The 26,004-nt window shown below is 72.1% G+C and carries 23 protein-coding genes; 9 read left to right on the top strand and 14 right to left on the bottom strand.

Translation table 11 applies throughout. From position 1 onward, the window contains the following. Positions 1-113 precede the first annotated feature (113 nt). The gene (locus OG556_RS34670) at positions 114-1,019 is read left to right on the top strand and encodes an alpha/beta fold hydrolase (protein ID WP_331743217.1); all 906 of its coding nucleotides are present in this window, start codon (positions 114-116) and stop codon (positions 1,017-1,019) included. A gap of 67 nt (positions 1,020-1,086) precedes the next feature. Here the strand turns inward: OG556_RS34670 and OG556_RS34665 are convergent, their stop codons facing one another. From OG556_RS34665 to OG556_RS34655, 3 genes are all read right to left on the bottom strand, one after another. Continuing rightward, a complete protein-coding gene (locus OG556_RS34665) occupies positions 1,087-1,998 on the bottom strand; it encodes an MBL fold metallo-hydrolase (RefSeq protein ID WP_331743214.1) in 912 nt (303 codons plus the stop codon). 217 nt (positions 1,999-2,215) lie between these two features. Then, positions 2,216-3,142, bottom strand: a complete 927-nt coding sequence (locus OG556_RS34660) for a LysR family transcriptional regulator (protein ID WP_331743211.1) — start codon at positions 3,140-3,142, stop codon at positions 2,216-2,218. Between the two features lie 90 nt (positions 3,143-3,232). Next, positions 3,233-3,964, bottom strand: coding sequence for an SDR family oxidoreductase (locus OG556_RS34655; RefSeq protein ID WP_331743208.1), 732 nt, complete (start codon positions 3,962-3,964; stop codon positions 3,233-3,235). A gap of 167 nt (positions 3,965-4,131) precedes the next feature. Here OG556_RS34655 and OG556_RS34650 point away from each other — a divergent pair, with 167 nt between their 5' ends. Both OG556_RS34650 and OG556_RS34645 read left to right on the top strand, forming a co-directional pair. Beyond that, a complete protein-coding gene (locus OG556_RS34650) occupies positions 4,132-4,722 on the top strand; it encodes a helix-turn-helix domain-containing protein (RefSeq protein ID WP_331743206.1) in 591 nt (196 codons plus the stop codon). Positions 4,723-4,804: 82 nt separating this feature from the next. Then, positions 4,805-5,749, top strand: a complete 945-nt coding sequence (locus OG556_RS34645; protein ID WP_331743203.1) for a chitinase C-terminal domain-containing protein — start codon at positions 4,805-4,807, stop codon at positions 5,747-5,749. A 314-nt stretch (positions 5,750-6,063) separates the two neighbouring features. Here OG556_RS34645 and OG556_RS34640 read toward each other — a convergent pair whose 3' ends face one another. The 4 genes from OG556_RS34640 to OG556_RS34625 all read right to left on the bottom strand — a co-directional run bounded on the left by OG556_RS34640 (position 6,064) and on the right by OG556_RS34625 (position 10,179). Next, on the bottom strand, positions 6,064-7,545 hold the full coding sequence (locus OG556_RS34640) for a cytosine permease (protein ID WP_331743200.1): 1,482 nt from the start codon (positions 7,543-7,545) through the stop codon (positions 6,064-6,066). 344 nt (positions 7,546-7,889) lie between these two features. Then, positions 7,890-8,717 (bottom strand): hypothetical protein, encoded by an 828-nt coding sequence (locus OG556_RS34635; RefSeq protein ID WP_331743197.1) that lies wholly within the window; start codon positions 8,715-8,717, stop codon positions 7,890-7,892. Further along, positions 8,714-9,346: an RNA polymerase sigma factor gene (locus OG556_RS34630; protein ID WP_331743194.1), complete on the bottom strand. Its 633-nt coding sequence runs from the start codon at positions 9,344-9,346 to the stop codon at positions 8,714-8,716. The genes OG556_RS34635 and OG556_RS34630 overlap by 4 nt, the downstream gene beginning before the upstream one ends. Positions 9,347-9,510: 164 nt before the next feature. Beyond that, entirely contained in the window at positions 9,511-10,179 is a 669-nt protein-coding gene (locus OG556_RS34625; RefSeq protein WP_331743191.1) for a TetR/AcrR family transcriptional regulator, read from the bottom strand. A gap of 90 nt (positions 10,180-10,269) precedes the next feature. Here OG556_RS34625 and OG556_RS34620 point away from each other — a divergent pair, with 90 nt between their 5' ends. Then, positions 10,270-12,552: a DPP IV N-terminal domain-containing protein gene (locus OG556_RS34620; protein WP_331743189.1), complete on the top strand. Its 2,283-nt coding sequence runs from the start codon at positions 10,270-10,272 to the stop codon at positions 12,550-12,552. 126 nt (positions 12,553-12,678) lie between these two features. Here the strand turns inward: OG556_RS34620 and OG556_RS34615 are convergent, their stop codons facing one another. Continuing rightward, positions 12,679-13,860, bottom strand: coding sequence for an FAD-dependent monooxygenase (locus OG556_RS34615; RefSeq protein WP_331743186.1), 1,182 nt, complete (start codon positions 13,858-13,860; stop codon positions 12,679-12,681). Between the two features lie 138 nt (positions 13,861-13,998). Between OG556_RS34615 and OG556_RS34610 the strand changes: the two genes are divergently transcribed. From OG556_RS34610 to OG556_RS34595, 4 genes are all read left to right on the top strand, one after another. Next, positions 13,999-14,595 carry a TetR/AcrR family transcriptional regulator gene (locus OG556_RS34610; RefSeq protein ID WP_331743183.1) on the top strand — a complete coding sequence of 199 codons (597 nt, stop codon included), beginning with the start codon at positions 13,999-14,001 and terminating at the stop codon, positions 14,593-14,595. Between the two features lie 357 nt (positions 14,596-14,952). Continuing rightward, positions 14,953-16,209 (top strand): cytochrome P450, encoded by a 1,257-nt coding sequence (locus OG556_RS34605; RefSeq protein WP_331743180.1) that lies wholly within the window; start codon positions 14,953-14,955, stop codon positions 16,207-16,209. 347 nt (positions 16,210-16,556) lie between these two features. Then, entirely contained in the window at positions 16,557-18,251 is a 1,695-nt protein-coding gene (locus OG556_RS34600) for an ABC-F family ATP-binding cassette domain-containing protein (protein ID WP_331743177.1), read from the top strand. Positions 18,252-18,441: 190 nt separating this feature from the next. Further along, positions 18,442-19,494 (top strand): hypothetical protein, encoded by a 1,053-nt coding sequence (locus OG556_RS34595; protein WP_331743174.1) that lies wholly within the window; start codon positions 18,442-18,444, stop codon positions 19,492-19,494. 152 nt (positions 19,495-19,646) lie between these two features. Here OG556_RS34595 and OG556_RS34590 read toward each other — a convergent pair whose 3' ends face one another. From OG556_RS34590 to OG556_RS34575, 4 genes are all read right to left on the bottom strand, one after another. Next, positions 19,647-20,006, bottom strand: a complete 360-nt coding sequence (locus OG556_RS34590) for a hypothetical protein (RefSeq protein WP_331743171.1) — start codon at positions 20,004-20,006, stop codon at positions 19,647-19,649. A 137-nt stretch (positions 20,007-20,143) separates the two neighbouring features. Continuing rightward, positions 20,144-20,548: a hypothetical protein gene (locus OG556_RS34585; RefSeq protein ID WP_331743168.1), complete on the bottom strand. Its 405-nt coding sequence runs from the start codon at positions 20,546-20,548 to the stop codon at positions 20,144-20,146. A 1,242-nt stretch (positions 20,549-21,790) separates the two neighbouring features. After that, positions 21,791-22,207, bottom strand: coding sequence for a Rid family hydrolase (locus OG556_RS34580; RefSeq protein WP_331743165.1), 417 nt, complete (start codon positions 22,205-22,207; stop codon positions 21,791-21,793). 47 nt (positions 22,208-22,254) lie between these two features. Continuing rightward, positions 22,255-22,929: an HD domain-containing protein gene (locus tag OG556_RS34575; protein ID WP_331743162.1), complete on the bottom strand. Its 675-nt coding sequence runs from the start codon at positions 22,927-22,929 to the stop codon at positions 22,255-22,257. A 71-nt stretch (positions 22,930-23,000) separates the two neighbouring features. On the opposite strand from OG556_RS34575, the gene OG556_RS34570 reads away from it, so the two are divergent. Further along, complete coding sequence (locus tag OG556_RS34570; RefSeq protein ID WP_331743159.1) at positions 23,001-24,041, top strand: helix-turn-helix domain-containing protein; 1,041 nt, start codon at positions 23,001-23,003, stop codon at positions 24,039-24,041. Here OG556_RS34570 and OG556_RS34565 read toward each other — a convergent pair. After that, complete coding sequence (locus OG556_RS34565) at positions 24,022-24,579, bottom strand: GNAT family N-acetyltransferase (protein ID WP_371523072.1); 558 nt, start codon at positions 24,577-24,579, stop codon at positions 24,022-24,024. The genes OG556_RS34570 and OG556_RS34565 overlap by 20 nt on opposite strands. After that, positions 24,576-25,772, bottom strand: a complete 1,197-nt coding sequence (locus OG556_RS34560; protein ID WP_371523071.1) for an ATP-grasp domain-containing protein — start codon at positions 25,770-25,772, stop codon at positions 24,576-24,578. The genes OG556_RS34565 and OG556_RS34560 overlap by 4 nt, the downstream gene beginning before the upstream one ends. Between the last annotated feature and the right edge of the window lie 232 nt (positions 25,773-26,004).

Raw genomic sequence — 26,004 nt, 5'->3', positions numbered from 1 at the left:
TCGACCACTTCCTGAAGCCCGCGAACTATTCAGTATTTTACCAGAATGGCGATGGAAAGTCATATCCATTGAGGATATAGAAAATTGGCAACTCGTTCGCTATGTTGGCGCCCATGACTGCTGGTGCTGAATTAATTGTCGAATCCGGTGAATTGCGCCTGTGGACCGAACGGGTCGGCAACCCGAACGACCCGGCGGTCCTGCTGGTGATGGGGACCGCCGCCCCCGGCATCGGATGGCCGGACGAGCTGGTGGATGTGCTGGCCGCCGGCGGTCGCCAGGTCATCCGCTACGACCACCGGGACACCGGGCGCTCCACCTGCCTGGACTTCGCCACCCACCCCTACACGCTGGCGGACATGGCCGCCGATGCGACGGCCGTGCTCGACGGCCACGGAGTCGCCGCCGCGCACATCGTCGGGGCGTCCCTGGGCGGCGCGATCGGCCAGTGGCTGGCCGTGCACCGCCCTGAACGCGTACTGACTCTGACCGCGATGATGACCGGCCCGATGGGCCACAGTGCGGGCCCGGCCTGGGCGCGCGCCATGGCCGGCCAGGCACCCGACCCCAGCGACCTGCCGCCACCCACGGCACGCCTCCTGACGCACCTCGCACAACGTGCCGCTCTCCCGCAGGGGACTCGCGACGAGTACGTCACGGCGAACCTGGAGACGTGGCGAGTGCTCAACGGCGACGTCCTTCCCTTCGACGAGCCTGCCGCCCGACGCTTCGTGGAAGCCTCCTTCGACCGGACCGGCAACCACAGTGCGGCCCTCAACCGCGATCTGGCTGGGCGTCACGTGACCGAAGACCGCCTGGCTCCGCTGTCCTCGATCAAGGCCCCGACACTGGTCATGCACGGCACGGAAGATCCCCTGCGTCCGCTACCGCATGGCCGTGCCCTCGCCGACGAAATCCCTCACTCCCGATTCCAGCCGATTCCCGGAATGGGACACACACTGTTCTCCCCCGGACTTCCCCGGCAGATCGGCGAGATCATTCGCGAGCACACCGCGTAGGGAGCGGAACGTCGGGCAGGCAGCCCTCGCGTGCGTGTGTCAGGCGAGGAACACGGGACGGCGGCGGTCAGTCGGCGACAGGTCGCCAGGCAGGGCCGCCACCGTCGAGGTGGACCCGGCCGAACACCACGTCCGCGAAGTGGACGCCGAAGCCGATCGTGCCCGGCCGGGCCAACTCGATGACCAGGCACCGCCGTTCCTGCGCGGCCCGGTCGGGGTCGAGGTCGGCGGCGGCCGACCATTCGGGGTGGTCCACCTGGATCGGTGAGTGAATGGCGTCGCCGAAGGCGATCAGCCGTTCGCCGCCCCCGGTGATGACGTAGGACGCGTGCCCGGCGGTGTGGCCGGGGGTGAGCAGGACGTGTACGCCGGGGAAGATCTCGTCGCCGTCGAGGACGGTGCGCACCTGTGGTGCCATGGCTTGGAGGATGTCGTCGGTGATGCCGCGCGCTGCCAGGAGGTGGCGGTGGGCCCATTCGGGTGCGGCGACCAGGAGGTCGCGGCCGGCGAACGCGGGCAGGTCGCGGTCCGGGGCGGGGTGCCAGGCCCAGCCGATGTGGTCGAGGTGCAGGTGGGTGATGGCGACGGCCTCGATCGTGGCCGGCGGACGGCCCAGTGCGGCCAGGTTGTCGAGCAGCGCACCGCCGTGGATGGCCCCGCGCGGATTGCCCGGCTGGGCCGGGATCGACTGCGGGCCGAAGCCCGTGTCGATCAGCAGCGCACGGTCGCCGTGCTCCACCAGCAGCGCGCCGATGCCCGCCGTCAGGTTGCCGGAGTCGTCGAGGTACTCGGGGTGGGCGGCCCAGTCCTCGTCCGTGCTGCGGGGGAACCAGCCGCGCGCGCTGAGTTCGACCGCCCCGTCCGGCACGTAGGTCACTTTCGTGTCGCCGAGTCGCAGTGATCGTGTCAGCGCCGGGCGCCGCAGCCGATCGGTCGACGGCGTCCGGTCCGTGGCCTGTTCCGTCGTGGTGTTCGTCATGGTCGGTCTCCTGGTGCGTGGAGGTGAAGGCGCGCTCGGTCGGTGTCGGTCCGATGTGGCGTCGGCCCGGTGGCGGGTGTGCCGGGCAGGGCGCGGCCCGCGGATCGAGCGGGGAACCGTGGTCGGCGGTACCGGCCGCATCGGCGGCGGTGACCGCCGGTGTCCAGTTCACTCCGGTGGGAGCTCGCGATCCAGCAGCACTTCGAGTTCGCGACGATCACGAATCGCGATCGTCGCGCGCCGCCTCCCGACAGGCCTCCAGCAGCAAGCGCACGCGCTCGGGGGCGGCGGCACCGTGCACCGCCAACACGGTGGGTAGGGAGAGCATCGCCTCGGCGCTCCGCGCCCCGGCCGGGGAGCGCACCGGCAGGAACGCCACTTGACCGCCGCGCAGCTGGTGGGCGTGCGCCGCGTACACCACCGTCCAGCCGGCAACACCCGCGCCCAGTGCCGCAAGGGTGTCCTGGAGTGAGCTGTGCGGTGGTCCGGGCACGGGCTCGAACCCGGCGTCCCGGCAGGCAGCCGTGACCAGATCGACCAGCGGCGGGTTGTTCCGGCGTTCCGTCAGGTGAAGCGGTAGCGCCGAGAGCCGGGCGAGGTCGACCGCGTCCGCCCCGGCCAGCGGATGGCGGGCCGGCAGGGCGACCACGAGTTCCTCCTGCCACACCGGGATCAGCCGCACGCCTTGCGGCGCCGCCACCTCCCCGCGGACGAAGGCCGCGTCCCACTCCCGGTCGGCGACCCGCCGCAGGCGCTCCTCCGGGGCCGCCGACGCCAACTCCACCCGGGTGCCGGGCGCGTTTCGCTCCAGCGCCGCCAGCACCCGTTCCAACCGCACGCCCATGCCCCGGCTCGTCCCGATACGCAGCACGGCCTCCCGCTCGGCGACGAAGCCGCCGACCAGGCCCAGGGCCCGTTGTTCGGCCGCCAACACCTCACGGGCGCCGGACAGGAACGCCGCCCCCGCGGCAGTCAGCCGCACGCGGCGCCCCGAGCGGTCGAACAGCTCGACGCCCAGCTCACGTTCCAGCCGGCCGATCTGCTGGCTGACGGCCGACTGCACGATCATCAACCGCTCGGCTGCGCGACCGAAGTGCAACTCCTCCGCCACCGCGACGAAGTACCGCAACTGACGAAATTCCATGACCTCGACCGGGTTGGGAGCAGGGCACTGCCAGGCTACGGCAGGCACCAGCGCCCCGGTCCGGCCGCTCACCTCACCCGGTCTCGGGGCCTATCCCTGGGCGGTGGGGCGAACGACGATGTCGCCGACATCGACACCGTCCGGCTGCTCGATGGCGAAGGCGATGGCGCGGGCGACCGCGTCCGGCGGGAGGGCGATCTCCATCAGTTTGTCGATCTGGGCCTTCGCGGCCGGGTCCATGTGCTCAGCGAAGTCGGTGCGGACGGCGCCGGGGGAGACGACGGTCACGCGCAGGTTGGCGCCGGCCTCCTGGCGCAGGCCCTCGGAGACGGTGCGCACGGCGTTCTTGGTGGCGGCGTACACGGACTGGAGCGGGACGATGCGCAGTCCGGCGGTGGACACGGTGTTGACGAAGTGCCCGAATCCCTGCTCCCGGAAGAGCGGGAGGGCTGCGGCGATTCCGTACAGGACCCCTTTGAGGTTGACGTCGATCATCTGCTCCCAGTCCTCGACGCGCAGGTCGTCGAGGGGGGAGATCAGTCCGATCCCGGCGTTGCTGACGAGGACGTCGAGCTTGCCGTATCGCTCGCATGCCAGCTTGACGAGGCCGTGGAGGTCTTCGCGCCTCGTCACGTCCGTGCGGATCCAGGCGGCCTCGCCACCGGCCTGTTCGATGCGGGCGGCCAGGGCCGCGAGACGCTCCGGGCGGCGTGCCCCGAGGACGACCTTCGCGCCGCGCTCGGCCAGCAGAAGCGCGGTCGCCTCGCCGATGCCGCTGCTGGCGCCTGTGATCGCCACGACCTTGCCTTCGATTCCTGGCATGCTCGCCTGTCCTTCCAGAGTGCGGATCGCGGAGTGTGGAGTGCGGAGCGGAGAGGGCGTCCGGGCAGGTCGGACCATGCCCTAGAGTGAAAGTGGAGGCTCCGCCACTTCGCCCAGACTAAGTGGCGGAGCCTCCACTTAGCAACGGAGAAGGGGACGAGTCGCCGATGACCCGAGAGGCAGGGCGCCCGCTGAGGGCCGACGCGCAGCGCAACCGGGACAAGATCCTGGCCGCCGCGGTGCGCGTGTTCAGCGAGGAGGGGCTCGACGCCCACTTCGAGCGCATCGCCAGGGAAGCGGGCGTGGGAACGGGCACGATCTACCGCAACTTCCCGACCCGCGAGGCACTGATCGAGGCGGCGTACCGCAACGAAGTGGCCCGGCTGTGCGAGGCTGCTCCCGGCCTCCTGGCGACGATGCCGCCCGCCGAGGCCCTGCGGGTGTGGACTCGCCGCTTCATCGACTACGCCACCGCCAAATACGGCATGGCCGACGCCCTGCGGGCCGTCGTCGCCTCGGGCAGCAACCCCTACGCCGACAGCCGCGAGATGATCCAGGGCGCCCTCGACTCCCTGATGGACGCCGGTGTCGCCGCCGGAGCGATCCGCTCCGACATCCGTCCGACCGACATGTTCGCCGCCCTCGCCGGAATCGCCCTCACCTCGGCCAAGCCCGAGCAGCGCGAGCAGGCCGAACGCCTCCTCGACCTCACCCTGGACGGGCTGAAGTCCGCGCCGCCTCAGTTGCCCGGCAGCTGACGACAGAACCGACCCGGACAACGCCCCCCCCCGCTCGCCTTCAGCGGCGAGGCGCCCGAACGCCCGCAGGACTGCGTAGACAGTGCATCAACGAACCGTCGACCCCGGCGTCCGGGGCAGCGGAGGGCGTGTCCAGGACCGCGCCGACGCCACGGGCCCTCCGGGCTCGCACACGGCCTCCGGCCCCAACACGGGCGGCCTCAAGGGGGACTTCCACCGGCTCACCCTCACCCTCGGCTACTGCGAGGACCTGGCACCGGGCAAGTCCCGGGACATCGACCTGAAGTACTACCTGCCGGTCACCGGGCCGTCCAACGTGACGTTCAAGATCGGCGGACGGGAGTACGGCTCGACCGGGGACCAGCGCCGCGACGTGCGGACGGTGACCCCGCCCGCCCCCGCGGCCGGCAGCTCCTGCCAGGCCCCGGACTGGAAGCAGGGCCAGGTCTACCGGCCCGACGGCGGACGGCTGTGGCGGATGTACGACAAGGGCGACAAGGGCTGGATGTTCGAGTACGGCGACAGCCAGACCGGGAAGCCCATGATGATCGACAACAACCCCGACCAGTCCCGCGCGCACCTCGTGGAGCTGAACGACCAGAACCCCAACCAGTACTGGCGGATCCAGGACGCGAGCGGCGGCCTGTACACCGTCTCCGGCGGCGGCAGGTGCCTGACCGCCACCGCCTCCCGGCAGGACATCGCCTCGCTCGCGTGCAACGGACGCAACGAGCAGAAGTGGCGGCTCGTCCCGATCGCCGACAACGGCAGTGAGGGGGCGCCCGGCGGGCCGAAGCACAACGGCCTGTTCAAGCTCCGCTCCGCGAACGGCAACGACATCGAGGTCGCCGGCGGAGCCACCGTCCGGGAGACCCACCTCCTCACCGGCGACCCGGCCGCCTCGACGGCCGCGTTCGTCAAGTACCAGGGCTACTACTGGTACGCCCAGTGGTACACCACCGCCACCCCCGGCACGGCGGAGGCCAACGGCGGCCGGCCGTGGAAGAAGCTGAGCCCGGCGCCGTAGCCCCGGGACACAGCCGGCCGGGAGCCGGCCGGGCATGAACTGATCCGGGGATCAGGGGCCGGTTGTTGCTGCGTAGCAGGAGCGAACCGGACCCCCGGGCGGGCGTTCGGGCCACGTCGGCGAGGGCGGGCGGTTCCTTCCGGGGTGTGCTGGTCGCCGTCGGCAGGGCCTGGCCGGCTGTCGGGCGGTGCCCGGGTGTGGTGGTGGAACGGGACCGCCCGGTCGCCGGCTCGGGTGAGGCGGCGACCGGGCGGTCGGGGTGTGTCGAGGTGTGTCGAGGTGTTTCGGGTTGGGTGGTGGGCCGTGCCTCGGGGTCAGGCGGTGGCCGGTTCGGGCTGCTCCGCCTGGCGGTCGGCGGGCTGCCCGGTGGTGGTGGCGGGGGTGTTCTCCCGGGGGGTGGGGAGCGCGGCCATGATCGCGGCGGAGATCACGATGGTCGCTGCCCAGGCGAGCCCGTACCTGCCGACGGGGGTGTCGGAGAGCGGGCCGGCGAACCAGTCGCACTTGGTGAAGGCGAGCCCCAGCAGCAGGGCGAGCACCCAGGACACCATGGCCTGCCAGCAGAAGCCGCCCGTGTACCAGTAGCGGCTGTTCCTGCTGGTGTCCATGAGCCCGGCGGCGTCGTAGCGCACCGCGCGTGAGCGGCGCCGGAACATGTCCACCGCGTAGACGCCGATCCAGGCCGAGAAGGAGACGGCGAGCAGGATGAGGAAGGTGATGAAGGAGCCCAGGAAGCTCTTGGCGACCAGCATCAGCAGCAGGCCGCCGACCAGTGAGATCACGGCGTTGATGCTGACGGCCATGGCGCGCGGCAGCTTGACGCCCATGGTCTGTGCGGTGAAGCCGGCCGAGTACATGGAGAGGCTGTTGATCAGCAGCATGCCCACGATCGCGGTCAGCAGGTAGGGCACGGCCAGCCAGGTCGGCAGCAGGTCGCCGAGGAAGGAGACCGGGTCGGCGGCCTGGGCCAGGCCGGGCGAGGCCACCGCCATCACGGCGCCCATGAGCACCATGGGCACCATCACCAGGCCGGCGCCGGAGACCGTCACGCCGACGATCTTCCTGCCGGAGGCGGCGTGCGGGAGGTAGCGGGCGAAGTCCGGGCCGGTGGGGACCCAGCTGATGCCGCCGGCGGCGATCGTCCCGATGCCGGCGATCATCATCGCGGTGGTGCCCGCGGGCTTGGCGAAGACCTCGCTCCAGTGCATGGTGGCGACCAGGTAGCCCAGGACCAGCACGCTGAAGATACCGAAGAGGTACGTCGACCAGGTGTTGCAGACGTTCAGCGCCTTACGTCCCATGCCGGAGACCAGGAAGGTGCAGGCGACGAAGGCGAAGAGCGTGACGACGATCAGCGCGGTGTTGGTCTTGACCCCGAAGAGCAGGTCGAGGACGGTCAGCACGGCGTAGGCGCCGGTGACGGCGTTGATCGTCTCCCAGCCGAACCGGGCGATCCAGAGCACGGCGCCGGGGAAGAGGTTGCCGCGTACCCCGAAGGTGGCCCGAGAGAGGGTGGCGCCCGGCGCCCCGCCCCACTTGCCGGAGACCGACAGCACGCCGACCAGGCCGAACGAGATGAGTGCGGCGCACGCCGCGACGATCAGGACCTGCCAGAAGTTCAACTGGTTGAACACCACCAGGGCGGCGCCCATGGTGAGCAGCAGAACACTGATGTTCGCGGCGACCCAGGTCGGGAAGAGCTCGCGGACTCTGCCCCCGCGCTCGTGGTCGGGGACGGGTTCGATGCCGCGGGTTTCTATCGCGCCGCCGGTCTCGGCGTTCGACGGGTTGTCCATGAGGGTGGCTCCGTGCGTGTGAAGCGGAGATAAATCGAACAAATGGGGCATTTATGGAACTCTTCGCGCGTAGCGCGGGAGTTGAGCCATCCTACTTTGTCCGCTTCGGTTCCAGGTCGGCCCGGTATCGGAGGGGAGGGTGCCGCCACCGCCCGTGCCCCCTCCGTAAACGCCGAAAATGCCGCAAATGCCGCGAGCGCGTCGGACCTGGTCGTGGGCCGGGTCCGACGCGCTCGCGGCGCTGCCGAGGAGGAGATCAGGGCCGGGATGCACCGCTGGCCCGGGAGCGCGCAGGCCCGACCAGGCGCCGCCTGATCCAGGCGCTCAGCGCGCACCCGGGGGTCTCACCTGGTGAACAGCGAGCTGCCGCTGACGACGCGGGTGGTGCCGTCGGCGAGGGTGACGGTGACCGTGTCGGGGACGGCGCGGTGGGACATGGTCCCGGGCCACCAGGCGGTCCAGCGGCCGTCCGCCACGGTGACCTGGAAGGTGCGTCCGGCGACCTGCATGGTGATCGCCTTCACACCGGCCCCCACGGAGCCCTGCGCGTAGTTGAACATGGCGTCCCCGTCACCGTGGGAGCCGCCCGTGTCGTACGTGACCGCATCGGCCGCCACGTTCTTCACCGGGTCGATCGCCTCCCACAGGCCGCTGGTCTCCGACGCGACGTAGCAGAGCATGGCTTTGCCGCCTCGGTTGACGACCATGGAGGCGACCTTGCCCCGCAGGTCCGCGTTGGTGATCTTGGCGGGTGCCCCGGCGCCCGGGCCGTCGGCCATCCGGTCCAGGCACCACTTCTCGGCGGTGGCGCCCGGGCCGGTCGAAGCGGCCAGCGGTGTCGGGACGCCGGTCCAGCTGGCCAGTTCCGCAGAGCTCAGCGGCCCGCTGACGCCGCCCGGCGAGGACTGCGTCACCGCCACGGCCACGGCCGCACCCACGACGAGCGCACCGGCGAGGGTGACGGCCAGCCGCCGCCGAAAGCGCGGCCTGGCGGGGGCCGGGGCCACGGTGGGGGCCGTGGCGGGGGAGGAGGTGTCGAGGTCGATCTGGCGCATCAGGCGCTCCCGGTGTAGGGCGTGGCGTCCTGCGGGGAGGTCGCGCTCGGCCGGCACGGGCACCTGCCCGAGCAGTTCCGCGCGCTCGACCGGCTCCGGCCGCTGTCCGGCGTTCACTGGTGTACCTCCTTCGGGGACGGGGCCGCACTCGCGGACCCACCCTGGATCTGGTTCCGGCCACGGCCGGGTTCCACTTTTTTCCGCTGCGCCCGGCGCTGGGCCGTCCCGGCGAGACGGTGCAGCCGGGTCCGGGCCCGGGACAGGCGTGAGCGTACGGTGCCCACCGGTACGCCCAGGGCCTCGGCGGCCTCCTGGTAGTCCAGGCCCGCCCACACGCACAGGGCCAGCACCTCACGGTCGGGGCGGCGCAACCGCGCCAGCGACTGCTGCAGGACCGCGATCCGCGCCGCGTCGTCGATCCGCCCGGCCACCTCCTGCGCGAAGTCGGGAACGTCCTCGCGGGCCGGCGGGAGCTGTGCCAGTACCTGCCAGTGCCGCCGGGCGGCCCGGCGCTGGTTGCTGACCAGCTTCGTGGCGATGCCCAGCAGCCAGGGCCGCAGCGACCCGCCCTCCGCCTCGACCCGGTCGTGCCGGCGCCAGGCCTCCAGGAACGTCAACGACATCACGTCCTCCGCCGTCGACCAGTCCCCGGTGAGCCGGAACACGTGGTTGTACACCGCGCGCGCATACGTGTCGAAGAGCCGGCCGAACGCGTCCCGGTCACCGGCCCGCACCCTCGCGCGCACATCTCGATCTGAAGAGTCCACGCCCCCTATCTGGTGCCCCGCCCGCCCGGGTTCCTATGACCTGCGTCACCCGCGAAACGCGCCCGGCGGCTCTACCGGCCAGGAGCCGGGCTGCACCGGCGGCGCGAGCGCCGCCGGTGTCACGGTGTCGCGGTGTCACGGCGTCAGGGCGTTCGCGGGAGCGAGGCGAGGATGGCGTCGAGGCCGAACTCGAAGACGTCCCGCTGGGTGAAGGTCGGGAAGTCGACGGTGGTGGCGTGCATCGCCGGGTACACCTCGGCCGGGAGGCGGGCCAACTGCTGGCGGACCCGTTCCCAGTGCTGCGGGTCCTCGTCCCAGGCCCGGCGGACGGGGTAGAGCGTGGCGCAGCCGAGGACGAAGCGGATCAGCGTGGCCAGCAGGCCGATCGCCGTGCGGTGGTCGACCCCCAGTCGCGCCAGGCGGGCGTAGATCTGCTCGGACATGCGGGCCTCGACCTCGCTGACTCCGTCGGAGGGGGCGTTGATCTGCAGGAGGGCGGGGTGCGTGATGAACAGCTCGAAGTAGGCGTGCATCACCTGCCGGAGCCATTCGACGTCGTCGAGGCCGGGGTCGGGCCACTGGAACCGGCTCAGCAGCTCCGCGGTGACGGCGAGGAGGATCGCGTCCTTGTCGCGGAAGTGCGTGTACAGCGACATCGGGCGGACGCCCAGGTGGTCGGCGAGCCGTCGGATGGTCACCGCGTCCAGTCCGTCGCGGTCGATCAGTTCGATCGCCGTGTGGACGATGGCCTCGGGGGTGAGGGTGCCGCGGGGTGCGCGAGCGGGCGTTGTCTTGCGCCTGGGCGATGGCATCGGGGTTCCTGATTCGTCCGGGACCACAGTTTCCATCAGCGTACCGTACGCTGTACTGTTCCTGGACCGAGACTGATTCCAGGAGGTCGGATGTCCACGGATGCACTCCCCGCCATCGCCTATGACCGAGCTGAGCGGATGCTGCTGCACAACCGCTCCCGGCTCGCCTTGCGGGCCAAGGCGAAGCCCGTCTGGATCGGCGGCGGCGAGAGGTTCTGGTACCGGGTCGAGACCGAGCGGGGCGGCGAGTTCGTGCTGGTCGACCCCGCCGCCGGGACCCGGGAGCCGGCGTTCGACCCCGAACGGCTCGCCGCCGCGCTGGCGTCCGCCGCCGACCAGCCGGTCCAGCCGTACGCGCTGCCGTTCCGCGCGGTCGAGTTTGCGGATGGGACGGTCGCGTTCGACGCGTTCGACGCGCGCTGGACCTGCCGCCTGGCCGACTACCGGTGCGCGCGGGACGAGAAGCACGTCAAACCCGCACCGCTGGAAGCCGTCTCGCCGGACAAGAAGTGGGCGGCGTTCCGCCGCGACCACGACCTGTGGGTGCGTTCGACCGAGACGGGCGAGGAGTTCGCGCTCACCGCCGACGGCACCGCGGATCGCAGCTACGCGGCCCACCCCGACGCGGCGGCCCCCACACACCTGCTCGGCAAGCTCGGTCTTGCGGAGATGCCGCCCGCGCTGCTGTGGTCGCCGGACTCGGCGCGCGTCCTCACCCACCGCACCGACCAGAGCGGCGTCGCCCTGATGCACCTGGTCGAAGCCGTCCCCCCGGACGGCGGCCGGCCGCGCCTGCGCAGCTACCACTACCCGGTCCCCGGCGAGCCGATGGCCCGCGGCGAGTGGATCGTCCTCGACGTCGCGACCCGGACCGCGACACCCGCCAAGGCCGCCCCGTTCCTGCTGCCCTACCTGTCACCCGTCACGCTGAAGAAAGCGTGGTGGGCCAAGGACAGCACGGCCGTCTACTACCTGGATCAGCCCCGCGACCTCCGGACGCTGCGGCTGCACGCACTCGACCCGGCGACCGGCGAGGTCCGCACCCTGGTCGAGGAGCACGGCGACACACGGGTGGAGGCCGCGCAGGAGGTCGCCCAGAAGCCGATCGTGCACGTGCTCGCCGGCGGCCGCGAGACGCTCTGGTACTCCCAGCGCGACGGCTGGGGGCACCTGTACCGCTACGAGGACGGGGCGCTGGTCGAACAGCTCACCCGAGGGCCGTTCGCGGTGCAGGAGATCGTGCACGTCGACGAGGCGGAACGGGTCGCGTACGCCGTCGTCTCAGGACTGGTCCAGGCCGACCCGTACCGACGGTCGCTGGTCCGGGTCGACCTGGACGGCGGCGGGACCACCAAGCTCACCGACGACGACCTGGACCACGTGATCACCGCGCCGGAACACGGCCGCTGGTTCGTCGACTCCGCGTCCACCGTCGACACCCCACCGACGATCACCGTGCGCGACCGGGGCGGAGCCGTGCTGGTCGAGCTGGAACAGGCCGACATCACACCGCTGCTGGCCGCCGGCTGGACGCCGCCGGAGCGGGTCAGGACCCTGGCCGCCGACGGCGTCACCGAGATCTACGGCGTCCTCTACAAGCCCCACGGCTTCGACGCCGCGCAGCGCTACCCGGTGATCGACCACCCCTACCCGGGCCCGCAGACCCGCCGGGTGTCGGCCTCCTTCGACCCGGGCGCCTACGGCTACGACGCCGAGGCGGTGGCGGCGCTGGGCTTCGCGGTCCTGGCCGTCGACGGCCGCGGAACGCCCGGCCGGGACAAGGCCTTCCACGACCACGCCCACCGCAACATGGGCAGCGCGGGCGCGCTCGAAGACCACGTCGCGGCGCTGCGCCAACTCGCGAAAACGCGTCCGTGGCTGGACCTGGACCGGGTCGGCATCTTCGGCGTCTCCGGCGGGGGGTTCACCACCGCCCGCGCCCTCCTGGCGTTCCCCGACTTCTACAAGGTCGGCGTGGCCGAGGCCGGCAACCACGACAACCGCCACTACCACGCGCTGTGGGCCGAGTCCTACGACGGACCGTTCGACCCGGACGCCGGGGCCCGGCTGTCCAACACCGAGCTGGCCGGGAACCTCGTCGGCAAACTCCTGCTCGTCCACGGCGACATGGACGACAACGTGACACCGCATCTGACCATGCGGCTGGTCGACGCGCTGATCGACGCGAACAAGGACTTCGACCTGCTGATCGTCCCCGGCGTCGAGCACAGCTTCCTCGGCCGCAACGGCTACGTCGCCCGCCGCCGCTGGGACTACCTGGTGCGCCACCTCATGCACCGCGAGCCGCCGGCCGGCTACCGGCTGGCGGACGTCCCGCTCTCCCTGGAGCTGCTCCAAGCTCTCTTCGGCTGAGGTGGCACGGACCTTCCCCGGTCGGACCCGCCTGTGGAAGGCGTGCAGCTGCCCCGACGGCCGTCCGCACATCGGGCACCCCCGGTGCGGACGGCCGGTCCCGGGCAGTTGGGTGGAGGTCCGTGCTCAGGCGGTTGCGTCGAGGGCCGGGGGCTGCCAGTTGTACGTCCGGGCGGAGCGGTTGAGCAGGGTGCGGGCCGGGAGGAGGCCGGCGAAGGTGAGGGCGGCATCGCGCAGGCGGGTGGCGGTGGGGGTGTGGAGGGCGACGAGGTCGCCGATGCGGCGGGAGCCGGTGACGATGGCGGTGGTGCGCGGGAGGCGTGCGGCGGTGTAGGCGGGGAGGGTGGTGGCCGGGTCCGCGGCGGGGGTCAGGGCGGAGGCGAGGACGACGGCGTCCTCGATGGCCTGGCAGGCGCCCTGGCCCTGGAAGGGGCACATGGCGTGGGCGGCGTCGCCGAGGAGGGTGACCCGGCCGTGGTGGTAGGCGGGCAGGGGGTCGGCGAGGTCCCAGACGTCGTGGCGCAGGACGCGCCCGGGTTCCGCGAGCGCGAGGAGTTGGGGCACGGGCGCGCACCAGGTGCCGAACCGGCGCAGGAGTTCGGCCTTCTCGTCGCCGTCGGAGGCGCGGGCGCCGGCCGGGGCGAGGGCGGCGCCGTACACGTAGACCCGGCCGTCGGCGAGCGGGACGACGCCGGCGAGCTCTCCGCGTCCCCAGACCTCGCCCACGGCATCCGGCCGGCGGGTGGGGGACACGATGGTGCGCCAAGTGGTGAAGCCGCTGTAGCGGGGCCCGGGGTGCTGCGGGAAGAGCTGCGCGCGGGTGGCGGAGCGCAGGCCGTCGGCGGCGACCACCAGGGTGGCGGGCCGGTCCCCGTCGGGGGTCCAGACGACGGCTGGCTCGGTGGCGCTTCCGGGGGTGACGAGGGCGGCGGGCGAGTCGGTGCGGACGGTGCCGTCCGGAAGCGCGTCGACCAGGGCGGCGATGACGTCGGCGCGGGCCACGGCGGTGATCGTCTCGCCGAAGCAGGCCTCGAAGGTGGCAGTGTCGGTGCGGGCGAGCCAGCGTCCGGAGGGGTGGCGCACGCCGATGGCGGGATGCGGGGCGGCGAGGGCGCGCAGGCGTTCGCCGATGCCGAGCCGGTCGAGGGCGCGTAGGGCGTTGGGGGCGAGGGCGAGCCCGGCCCCGACGGGTTCGAGCGAGGCGGCGCGCTCGTGGACGGTCACGAGGATGCCCCGGTGGTGGAGGGCGAGGGCGGCGGAGAGTCCGCCGATGCCGCCGCCGATGACGATCGCCTGATACGCGTCCATGAGTGAACCCCTCTTCCGACACTACGGCTGTAGTGACCACTTCCCGCACCGTACTACATCTGTAGTTGGAGTGGGCTAGTGTTGGCGTGAAAGGGGTTCGGGCCCGCCCCGGGTCGAGACGCCCTGAGGAGAGAGGCCATGATCGGACCCATGACACCGCCGCGCCTGACGCTGATCGCCGACGCCGCCATCGCCCTGATCGCCGAGCGCGGCCTGCGCGGGCTGACCCACCGCGCCGTGGACGAGGAGGCCGGACTGCCCGCCGGCTCGACCTCGAACCTCGCCCGGACCAGGGCCGCCCTGCTCGACCTCGCCCTCAACCGCATCGTCGAACGCGGGACCGGAAGCCACCCGCTCATGGCCGGCGGGCCCGTGCCGGACGTCTGCCCGCGCAACCTGCTCGCCCAAGGTGTCGCCGAACTTCTGCACGGGGCGCTCACCACCGGGCGCAGCCTCACCCTGGCCCGCCTCGAACTCGCACTGGAAGCCACCCGCCGGCCCGAACTGCGCGCCGGCTACGACCGGCTGGGCGCGCGCTTCATCGACACCGCTGCCGCCCTGCTGGCGCAGAGCGGCTCGGCCGACCCCGTGGCCGACGCCCGACGGCTGATCCGCTGGTGCGACGGGCTGCTGTTCAACGGCGCCGCGGGAAGCGGGCACTGGCACGTGCCGACACCGGAGGAGCTGCGCGCCGAGGTGGCGAGCTACCTCGCCGCACTGCTCGACCGGGCCTGACCGGCCGGGGACTGCTCGACCGGGACCGGCCGGCCGTCGCGGGCGCAAGCCCTCGGCCGGCCTCGCCGTCCGGTCCGGAGCCCGGTTCGGCGCTCGCGCGGGGCCGGCAGGCTCAGCGCGCTGAACATGTGTCAGCGGTGGCGGAAAGGCTCGCGGATCCCGACGGAGCGCCGGAGAAGCGGCGCTGCCGAGCGCGTCACCCGCAGACCTCCTCGGGTGTCAGATGACTGATGCGGGGATCCGCTGCCGGGCGAACGATGGGAACCACAGGCATCCACGTCGGCCGGGAACCGGAGCAGCCGGGCCCGGCGCGGCGCGGTCACAGCCGACCTCCCATCCCGGACAGGAGCCGCCCCCATGGACCCGCACGACCAACCCGCCGACCAGCCAACCGATCAACCCGCCGACAGACCCGCCAGGGTGGTCATCGACGCCGCCTTCAAGGCGGACGCCCCCGCCCGGTACGCCCGGCTGCGGGAACTCGGCCCGATCCACCCGGCCGAGTTCCAACCCGGCCTGGAGGGCTGGGTGGTGGTCGGCCACGACCTGGCCAGGGAAGCGCTGACCCACCCCGCCCTGCTCAAGGACGCCACGCCCGCCGCCGACGCCCTGGACGCCGCCGGCTTCGTCCTCCACCGGCCCTCCGTCGGCCTCGGCGCCCAGATGCTGGAGGCCGACCCGCCCGAGCACACCCGGCTGCGCCGGCTCGCCACGGCCGCGTTCACCCCACGTCGTACGGCGGAACTGGCGCCCCGGATCGAGCAGATCGCCCACGGCCTGATCGACGCGGTGCCGTCCTCGGGCGTGCTCGACCTCGTCGAGGCCTTCAACGCCCCGCTGCCCGCCACGGTCATCGCCGAACTCCTCGGCGTCCCGGCGGAACACCACCTGGACTTCCGCCTCTGGTCGGCGCAGGCACTGCGGCCCGCCTCGCCCGGTCACCGCACGGCGCTGGCCGCCCTGCACGGCCTGCTCGCCGATCTGGTCGCGGCCAAGCGCCGCCGCCCCCAGGACGACCTGCTGTCCGCACTGGTCTCCGTACGCGACCAGGAGGCGGGCCGGCTCACCGAGGAGGAACTGGTCGGCACCGCGCTGATGCTGGTCGTCGCGGGCCACGAGAGCACCGTCAACCTGCTCGGCAACGCCGAACTTGCCCTGCTGCAACACCCCGACCAGTTGCGGCTGTTGCGCGAACGGCCGGAGCTGCTGCCCGCCGCGGTGGAGGAGTTCCTGCGTCACGACACCCCCGTGGAGCGCTCCACCAACCGCTACGCCGCGGAGGACCTGGAGCTGGGCGGAGTGGCGATCCCCCGGGGCAGTGTGCTCGCGGTCGCCCTCGGCTCGGCCGGCCACGACGCCCCGCAGACGGGCTCCGGCAACCCGGCCGCACTCGACGTGGGCCGGCCGGACCCCCGCCACCTCGCCTTCGGCCACGGCATCCACTACTGCCTGGGCGCCCCGCTCGCCCGGCTGGAGGCCGCCGTCGCCCTGCGCGTCCTGCTGTCCCGCGTCCCGGAGCTGGAGCTCGCCGTCCCGGTGGACTCGCTCGACTGGATCGGCTCCGGGATCATCCGCGGCGTGCTGTCCCTCCCGGTCCGCTACCGGCGCGGCTGACGGCTCGGCTGACGGGGAGGGCCCGCCCGCACGGTCAGGGGCCTGGACCCTTCGCCCCCGGCACCCGGCACCCGGCACCTGCCCGACCGGCCACGAGAGCGGTGTTCCACCGCTGCTACAGTCCCCGTGACGTGGAGTCACACGACCGAGGAGCGGCAGACGTGGCGGGTGACGACGACATCTCCGGGTGAGACCCGGAGCTGACGGCCACCGGCGGGTGCTCAGGAGCACCCGCCGAAGTGGTCCGTCTCGTCGTACCCCCCTTTTTCCCCCGCGTCTGCCCACGGGCAGAGGTCCGCCTCCGTGGACCGCCGGGCCCCGACACCGTCCCCTCGGAAGGATCCCCCGTGCTCCAGCACGCCCTGCTCGCCCATGACCTCGTCCGCGACCTCGGTGGCCGGCGCGTCCTCGACGGCCTCAGCCTGACCGCCTCCCCCGGCCGGCGGATCGGCCTGATCGGGGAGAACGGCGCCGGCAAGTCCACCCTGCTGCGGGTGCTCGCCGGCCTGGACGAACCCGACGCCGGAAGCGTCTCGCGCCCCGAGGACCTCGGCTACCTGCACCAGGAGCTGCCGTTCCGGGCCTCCTCGACCATCGCCTCCGTCCTGGACGACGCGCTGCGCGAGGCCCGCGCGGACCTCGCCGAACTCGACCGGCTCGGCGCCGAGATCGCCCGCGTCCCGGACACCGATCCCAGCTACGTGGACCTCCTGGACGCCTACGGCAGGCGGCTCGAACAGGCCCAGTACCGGGAGTCCTGGGACGCCGACCGCCGCGCCGCCCTGGTCCTCGACGGGCTGGGCCTCGGCGCGCTCGGGCGCGGCACGCCGAGGCACGGCCGTACGCTCGGCTCGCTGTCCGGCGGGCAGCGCGGCCGGCTCGCCCTGGCCGCGCTGCTCGTCCGGAGGCCGTCCGCACTGCTGCTGGACGAGCCCACCAACCACCTCGACGACGGCGCCGCCGCCTTCCTGGAGGAGCAACTGCGCGACCACCCCGGCGCCGTGGTCGTCGCCACCCACGACCGGGCGTTCCTCGACGCCGTCTGCACCCACCTGATCGACCTCGACCCGGCGGTGGACGGACCGGTCCGCCACGGCGGCAACTACAGCGCCTACCTGGGCGAACAGCGCGCCGAGCGGGAACGCTGGGAGCGCCGGTACGCCGAGGAGCAGCAGGAACTGGCGCACCTCCGGCACTCGGCCGGTGTGACCGCGCACCTCGTCGCCCCCGACCGGGGGCCGCGCGACAACGAGAAGATGGGCTACGGGCACCGCGCCGGCCGGGTGCAGAACCAGGTCGCCCGCCGGGTGCGCAACGCCGCCCGGCGGCTGGCGGAGCTGGAGCGCACCCAGGTGCCCGAGCCGCCGCGCCCGCTGCGGTTCACGCCCGCCGCCCTGGCCGCGGCGGCCGCCGAAGAGGATGCCCCGCAGCCCCTGGTGTCGCTCCGGGACGTGCGGGTGCCCGGCCGGCTCGCGCTGGAGGCACTCGACGTGACGGCGGACGACCGGCTGCTCGTCACGGGCGGCAACGGGACGGGCAAGTCGACCCTGCTCGCGGTGCTCGCCGGACACCTCGCAGCCGAGGGCACGGTGCGCCGCCACCCCCGGCTGACGGTGGGACTGCTCACCCAGGACACCGAGTTCGACCGCGCCGACCGAACCGTCCACGACACCTACCGGCTCGCCCTCGGCCCGGCCCGCGCCGAGCGGGTGCCGCTGGAATCCCTCGGCCTGCTGCGCGCGGCGGACCTCGACAAGCCCGTCGGCCGGCTCTCCGTCGGACAGCGCCGACGGCTCGCCCTCGCCCTCCTCGTCGCCGACCCGCCCCGGCTGCTGCTGCTCGACGAACCCACCAACCACCTCTCCCCACGGCTGTGCGACGAACTGGAGGAGGCCCTGGGCACCGGCCCCGGCGCGATCGTCCTGGCGAGCCACGACCGCTGGCTGCGCCGCCGCTGGCAGGGCCGTGAACTGCGGCTGGAACCGGACCGGAGCGCACCCCCGGCACCGGTACGGGTATGCGACACCGTTACCGGAACCTGACGGTACCGATGGAAGAGCGAGACACGCTCCAGACAGGTACCTGACGTTCTGTTCCTACAGTGCCGGATATCCGCGACGCGCGGGGCGGACCGCGGCCGCCCCGCCCGCGTGTGGACCACACCGGCGTACGGACCGCACGCGCGTACGGACCGCACCCGACACGAACCGCACCCGAACGAGATGGGCAACGATGTCAGCCACACGCCGAGCACACCCCCGCGGCCTCTCCGCCGCAGGCGCCCTCCTGCTGAGCGCGACCACGGCAGCGGCGGTGCTGCTGCCCACCGCGGCCGTCGCCGCGGAACCGGACTCCGTCACCTCGCACGCCGGCGCCACGACCGCCCAGGAGCGCGGCCGGATCGACGCCTACTGGACCGCCGAGCGGATGAAGCTGGCGGGCGCCCTGGTTCCCGAGATCACCCCCGTGCCCGAGGACGACACCACGCCCGACGATCCGCGTCCGCTCCCGCCGAACACGCCGGACCCCGGCGCCGTCTGGACCCACGGCGGTGCGGTGGACCGGAGCGTCGGCCGGCTCTTCTTCACCTTCTCCGACGGCTACGACGGCAGTTGCACCGCGACCGTCGTCAACAGCGCGAACCGCAGCACCGTCGTCACCGCGGCGCACTGCCTGCGGGGTGTCGGAGCTCCCGCCGCCGACGACACCTGGCGGCACAACCTCTACTTCGTGCCCGGCTACCGCAACGGGACGAAGCCGCTAGGCGGATTCAGCATCAACTCCATGGCCACGTCGTCTCGTTGGGACGCAGATCCGGCCGGCACGACCTCGAACGACGTCGCCCTCGCCGGCTACGACTCCGCGGTCCTCGTGGCGAACCCGTCAGCCGCGGGGCGCCGGCTCGCGGACGTCACCGGAAGCCAGCGGATCGCGTTCACCGAGCCCGCGGCGGGCGAGTTCATCCACACCTTCGGCTACCCGAAGGACCGGCTCAACGACCCCAGCGCCAAGTACGCCGGTTCACGCATGATCCACTGCGCCGGCCCGGACCGGCCCGCCCCCAAGGCGTCCCTGCTGTGGGGCGAGTCCTGCGACATGTCCCACGGGGCGAGCGGCGGCCCGCACTTCGCCCGCTTCGACACAAGGACCGGCGCCGGCACCGTCGTCGGCGTCACCACCACCACGGAGGACCTCGCGGGCGGGCAGCCCGGCACGCTGTACGCCACCCGCTTCGGTGACAGTGCCCACCGCCTCTACAACTGGGCCCAGGCGCGCACGGCCTGACCGGCCCGGAGACCGGCCGGGGCCACCAGGTCCCGACGGCCCCACGAGGAAACGCCGGTACCGGGGGCGCGAGCCGACTGGCTTCCACACCCCCGGTACCGGCGTCCGAGGCCGCTGCCCGGGGAGGCCGTCCGAGGCCGCTGCGGCCTCCGTCAGGCCGGGACCACCCGGTAACTCTGCATTGCCCAGGGCAGGTTGGACTGGGCCAGCGAGCCGGTGGCCCACGGGTGCGCACCGGCACAGTCCGCGCCCGAGTACAGCACCACGGACGCGGAGCCGGAGGCGACCTGGACGGAGCGGGCCGGGGCCGACAGGGTGTGGCAGGTGCCGAAGTCGCCCAGGTCGACCGTGGTCGCCGCCCCGCTCCCGCCGGTGCCCGTGTACAGGTGGGCGCCCGGCTGCAGCGGCGGCCAGCCGGCGGCGTGCGCCGATCCGGCGCCGACGCCGATCAGGGCCGTGACCACGGCCGCCGCGGCGGCCGAGCCGCGGAGCATCGCCTTCGAGGTGAACATGTGTGAACCACCTTTCCGTAGGTGTGCTGGTGGTGCCGGCGCGGCGGGCGGCGGCGGAGCAACCGAAAGGCTCACCGCCCCTACCGCGTCGGCGGGTTGGGCTGCCGGGCCGAACGGCCCGGACCGCAGGGTCCTGCTCAGTAGACGTTGATCTCGTTGGTGCAGTAGGTCCAGTACGGGCGGGGCGGGGCCCAGCCGAGGTACTTGGTGCCGCAGATCTTGATGCTCTTGATCTTCACCCAGTACTTCGTCGCGACGTCCTTGCCCTGGTCCACCGCCAGCTCCGTCTTCTCGCTGCCGAAGTCGTCCGTGGCGCGGACGGAGCCCTTGAAGTAGGTGCCGTCACCGACCTTGATCCACACCCAGCCGTCCGAGCAGTTGTCCACCTCGACCTGGACGTTGTCGAACTTGAAGTACTTCGTGCAGCCGGCCGTGGCAGCGGTGCCCGCCGCCGCGGGGGAGACCGAAACGGTGGTCAGCGCGGCCACGGCGAGGCCCAGGGCGCCGGCCGTCTTCGCCAGCTTGCCGGACAGGTTGTTCACAGTGATGACTCCCATGGTGTGGTGACGAGGTGTCTGCTCGTGGAGCGTCTCCACTGTGCCGCGGCATTCGCCGGCACGGCATCGGTCATCTGACTGCGATCGCCGGTACCGGGACGGGCGCGGGGATCAGTCAGATGACTGTGCCCTTCCCCACCGCACAGTCCAACGCCCACCCGGTGACCGCCGTCGTCGGAAGCGACGGAAACAGCAACTCCCCCAGGAGGGAGCATGATTGCGTCACGGCCACCGGCTGCCGGGTCCAGCCAGACTCCGCCGACCACTTTCAGATGGTCTCGAGCCGCCGATGCAGACCGAGATCAGTCACGCGGCGTGGCCAGTCACACAACCCGCAGACCCGCCGCTGGGCGCCAAGTCTGGTTACAGGCCGCCTGTGTAGAGGAGGCTGTTGGGTGATCCGGGGTCGCACAAGAGCAGGAACTGACAGGGGCCGAGCAATCCCGCAGGACAAACGCACGGAGCTGACGGACGGCAGGGGGAAGCGCCAGGGCGTCCACCAACGGGGACGGCGCCGGTGAAGAGAGGCGGCACTCACCGGGCAGCGCCCGAGCCGCCAGCGGGGAGAAGTCCCGGGAGAGGAAGCGGTCCTGGAGCCGTGGGGTGCCAGGACCGCAACGACAACGGTGGCGGAACCGCGGGTAGTACCGGCTCCTACTGCCCCGTAATCGCCTGGGCGCGATGCCTCAGATCCTGGGGAACGTCGTCCCGCTGAGCAACATCGCGGACCAGGTTCCGCACCTCCGCGGAGGTGTCCGCCTCTGGCCGGTACAGGATCCTGCCTGTGATGCAGGCATCGTGGGTGAATCCGCCACCCGGGCCGTTCGAGAGAGTGAATGCCGGGGACCCGGACGGCCCCGTTGAACGGCACAACGGCCCGTGCCACATGCCCTTCGCCCAGGTGCTCACCCCGCTCGACGGCGACCAACTGCCCGAGTGGATCGCCGAGGGCAGGGCCACGGGTCTGCCGGGCGTCAGCACCTTTGCCGATGGCCTGAACAGTGACTACACCGCCGCCCACGTCGTAGCAGGTTCGTCCCGATGCACGTGTCCAGCCGGTCCAGGTAGATGTTGGAGAGGAGTGAATTCGGCGCTTCGAGGTGACGGAGCCGGCAGACCGGGCGAGCAATCCGGCCGCTGTGACGGCCGGTTGGTAGGGCGACGACCTCACGTCCGTCGCGACGGGCTCCTGGGCCCGGGAGCGGGCCCAGGAGTGGAGGTCCACCGCTATGCGGCGGGATACGCGGCGGTCGCGCGGATTTCGACGAGGAGTCCCGGGCTGGCGAGGCCACTGACCCCGATGATCGTCCAGGTCGGGTAGGGCGCCTTGACGAGGTGCTGTTTGGCCTCGATGAAGCCGGGCAGGTGCTGGCGGATGTCGACGTGGTAGCTGGTGATGTCGACGAGGGCGGACGGGTCGAGGTTCTCCAGTCGAAGGATCTCTTCGATCTTCCGGATGGCGATCTCGGTCTGCTCTTCGATGGTGTCCGGGATGGTTCCGTCGGCGCGGCGACCGATCGTTCCGGCGATGAACAGGAGGCCGTGCGCGCGGACCGCGGCGGAATAGCCGAAGCTTTCGAAGGCGCTGGTGGTTTGCCCGAAGACTGCGTTGTCCTCGGGGACCGAGACGGTGTGGACGGTCATTGCGGTGCTTCCTTTTCTTTGGTGACGCGGTCGTGGAGTCGGCGGGGTCAGTTGCCCCAGCGGGACGAACGGCAGGCGTGCTCCAGCCGGGTCCGGCCGAAGGTCTCGCGTTCACGGAGGAATTCGCCGGGGATCGAGTACCGGGGTGCGTTCTTCGGGTCCTTCGCGGCCTGCGCGACGATCGCGTCGGTGAGTGAGCGGATCATGTCCAGCCGTGGATAGGCGGTGTGCACGGCGTCGGCCTGCTCGTCGGTGACGGCGTCGGCGTGGCCGGCGCCCAGTGGGCCACCGAAGTCGAGTGCGACGCCTTCGCGGACGAGCACGCAGAGCGTGCCACGGCGTTCCGCGATGCCCGGGGAGGTGTGGAGGGCGATGGCCTGCCAGACCTGGTCGGCATCGGTTGCGGGTACTCCGCGGTCGATGAGGAACGAGGCGGCCCGGTCGGCGCCTTCGACCTCGAACCGTTGGGTGTGCGGGCCGTCCGATGCCACGCCGAGGTCGTGCATCGCGCACGAGGCGAACAACAGGTCGTCCTGGTAGTCGTGGCCGACGGCCAGGCCGAGGCGGTCGGCCACCAACCGGGCGAACAGGTAGCTGCGGATGCTGTGGTTGAAGACGGACGGCGTTTCCACCGGTCGGATGAGGTCCATGACGGCGTCGGCAAGCGGTGTGCCGGGCAGCGTGATCAGGTCGGCGGTCGCCTCGTGGGTAGGTCCGGTCATGTCTTCAGCTTGGCCGTGACCGCCCTGACCTGGTGAGAGGCAAAATTTCCTTACTTCGCTAGAATCTTGCCATGGCAGTGCATCGAGTCGCGGTCCTGGCGCTGGACGGGGTCACCCCGCTCGACCTGGCGATCCCGACACAGATCTTCACCACCCGGCCGGAAACCCCCTACGAGATGACCCTGTGCGCGCTGCAGCCGAAGGTGGCCACCAGCGCGGGTTTCGCCCTGCTCGCCGACGAGGGCCTGGAGCAGATCAGCAGCGCCGACACCGTGATCGTGCCGGGATTCGAACCGATCCTCCCGTTGCCGGACGCCGTGCTCGAGACACTGGCCGGATCCCGCGACCGAGGCAAGCGTGTGGTGTCGATCTGCACGGGTGCCTTCGCGCTGGCCGAGGCGGGTGTCCTGGACGGGCTGCACGCCACGACCCACTGGAAGTACATCGACGAGTTCGAGCGGAGCTTCCCGGCCGTCTCGGTCGACCGCGATGTGCTCTACGTCGACGAGGGCGACGTGCTCACCTCGGCCGGGGTGTGCTGCGGCATCGACCTGTGCCTGCACATCGTGCGCCGCGACCTGGGCGCGGAGGTGGCCAACCAGATCGCCCGCGGTCTGGTCGCCGCCCCGCACCGAGACGGTGGGCAGGCCCAGTACGTGCCGGCTCCCGTCGCGGTGGCCGGCGAGGCGTCGCTGTCCGGTACCCGTGGATGGGCCCTGCAGCGGCTCGGCGAGCCGCTCACCCTGCGCGTGCTCGCCCGGCACGCGGGCCTCTCGCAGCGCACCTTCATGCGCCGGTTCACCGAGGAGACGGGCACGACCCCGTTGCAGTGGATGCTCAACGCCCGGCTCGGCAGGGCGCGGGAACTGCTGGAAACCACGGACCGCTCGGTGGAGCAGGTGGCGCGGGACTGCGGGCTGGGCACGGCGGCCAACCTACGGCTGCACTTCCGGCGCGTACTGGACACCACCCCCACCGCCTACCGCCGCACCTTCACACGCTCGACGTCGCGCAGTCCGGCCTGTTCACCAACGGCCCCGCCCGAAGAGCACATCGTGGTTTCCGGCGCGAACGGGCGCCGTTCGCGCACTGTCAGCCGGGGAGGTGGATGAGCCCGATCTCGCGGACGCCGGGCTCGGCCGTGTGCAGGGTCGAGGCCTCGAAAAGGGCTCCGGACCTGATGCCGGGTACGGTTCTGAGGTGACGCCAGCCGTGGCTGCGGTAGTACGCGTGCAGGCAGGTGTTGGTGCTCCAGGCGCTCAGCCGTATCACTCCCACGCCCGCCTCGGCTGCTTTCGAGCGGGCCCACAGGGCCATGCGGGCGCCGATGGCCTGGCCGGCGAACCGCCGGTCGACGTTCAGCTTGCAGAGGTAGCGCGCGGGCACGGCGAGTTCCCGCGCGGTCCACAGTCTGTCGCTGCCTCCGGGCAGGACGGTGCAGGTGCCGACCGGCTCGCCGTCCGGTTCGAGCATGGCCACCACCGTGGCGCCCTGGTCCAGCAGGTTCCTGCGCCGTCCAAGGTCCTGGGGCGTGGACCACTGCGGTGTCCCGTGGCGGGTGCGAAGCCACGCGGCCGTCTCCTCGCGCCACCGGATGAAGGTGTCGAGGTCACCTGGGCGCGCGGCGCGCACGTACAGCGGGTGCGTCAACACGTCGTCGTGTCCGGCTCGAAGGTGTACATGCCCCTCACCGCGTCGACCAGGGCGCGCCCGTGGCTGGTCAGGGCGGTTCCGTCCGGTGTGGTGAGCGGTCGGCGGCTGATCAGGCGGCCCAGGGGCGCGCCGGGGCCGAGCAGGAGCCCCGATTTGGGGACTCCGACCAGGACGCAGTCCCCGGAGCCGCATTCCAGCAGGCCGTAGCCCCTGCCCCGGCGGACCGCGGCAGAGCCGTCGAGCTCGTAGCGGCCGTCGGCCGGGACGGCACTCAGGCGCCGCGGCGGGCCCGTGTGGCGCAGGACGATCTGGACGGCATCGGCGGGCTCGTCGGCGTTCTTGGCCGCGGTGCCCAGCCCGCGGTCCTCCAGGACGTGCCGCAACATGGTCGGCAGACAGCCCTCCTCCAGTTCCAGCTCGCCGAGCAGCCAGGTCGACCCCTGGATACGGCAGTTCATCTCCAGCACGAGCACCGACTCCCCGCGCACGGCGATGTCGACGCCGAAGACGCCCCGGTAGCCGAGGCCCGACAGGCCCCAGCCCACCCGCTCCACCATGTCCCGGGAGCGTGCGAGCACGCCGGGCGCCAGTCGGCCGGGAGCCCGGTAGTCGCAGCCGGAGTACCAGCCGAACGCCGAACCGATGCCGTCGGGGTTGGTGAGCTGGAGGGAGGGGCGCAGGACGGTGGGAGCACCGTCGGCGGCGACCAGGCAGTGGTAGTTCAAGGTGGTGTCGCCCGCGTATTCGCTGACCAGCCAGCGCTCACCGGGCGGGATACGGCGCATGGACTCCTCGCCGTCCACCAGGTAGGTCCCCCGGCCCGAGGAGCCCCGGGGCCGCTGCACGACGAAGGTCGTGCCGAACCTGCCCCGCAGGGCTCGGAAGTCCAGGTCGGCGACGACGGTGCTGGGGGGCGCTGCGACGCCCAGCTGCTGGAACCAGGCGCGCATCGCGGTCTTGTCGCCCAGCTCCTGGACGGCCGCACCGGCGGGCCGGGCAGCCACGCGGGCCCGCAGACGCTCGAACACCGGCTGCCAGGCCGGACGCAGCGGCAGGTAGGAGGCCATCGCCAGCTCGCGCCCCTGCCAGCGGTTCCCGACCAGATCCGGCAGCCGCTCCATCAGCCGCCCGATGTCGCGGCCAGTGTCCCCCTCGTCGCGGGCGAGAACGTGTTCCTCCGCGGAATGCATCTCGACACCGAAGCCGTGGGCCCACCCGGCATCCGCCGTCTCACAGGTCAACAGGACCGACAGGCAGCCGGCTCGTAACAGGGGCAGCAGGGCGAGCGGCCTGGGGGCAATGCCCATTGCAGGCAGATCCTGCAGTCGAAGCCTGGCCTCGTCAAGGGAAGCGATCACGACACCACCATGCAACCAGGTCGCCACCCCACACCCGCCCTTGCGGGTCCCACACCCGGGTGGA

The organism is Kitasatospora sp. NBC_01300 (genome assembly GCF_041435235.1).
Classification (GTDB): Bacteria; Actinomycetota; Actinomycetes; order Streptomycetales; family Streptomycetaceae; genus Kitasatospora.
Note: the sequence above shows the minus strand (reverse complement) of the source record. Positions and strands in the feature narration are given on the sequence as shown.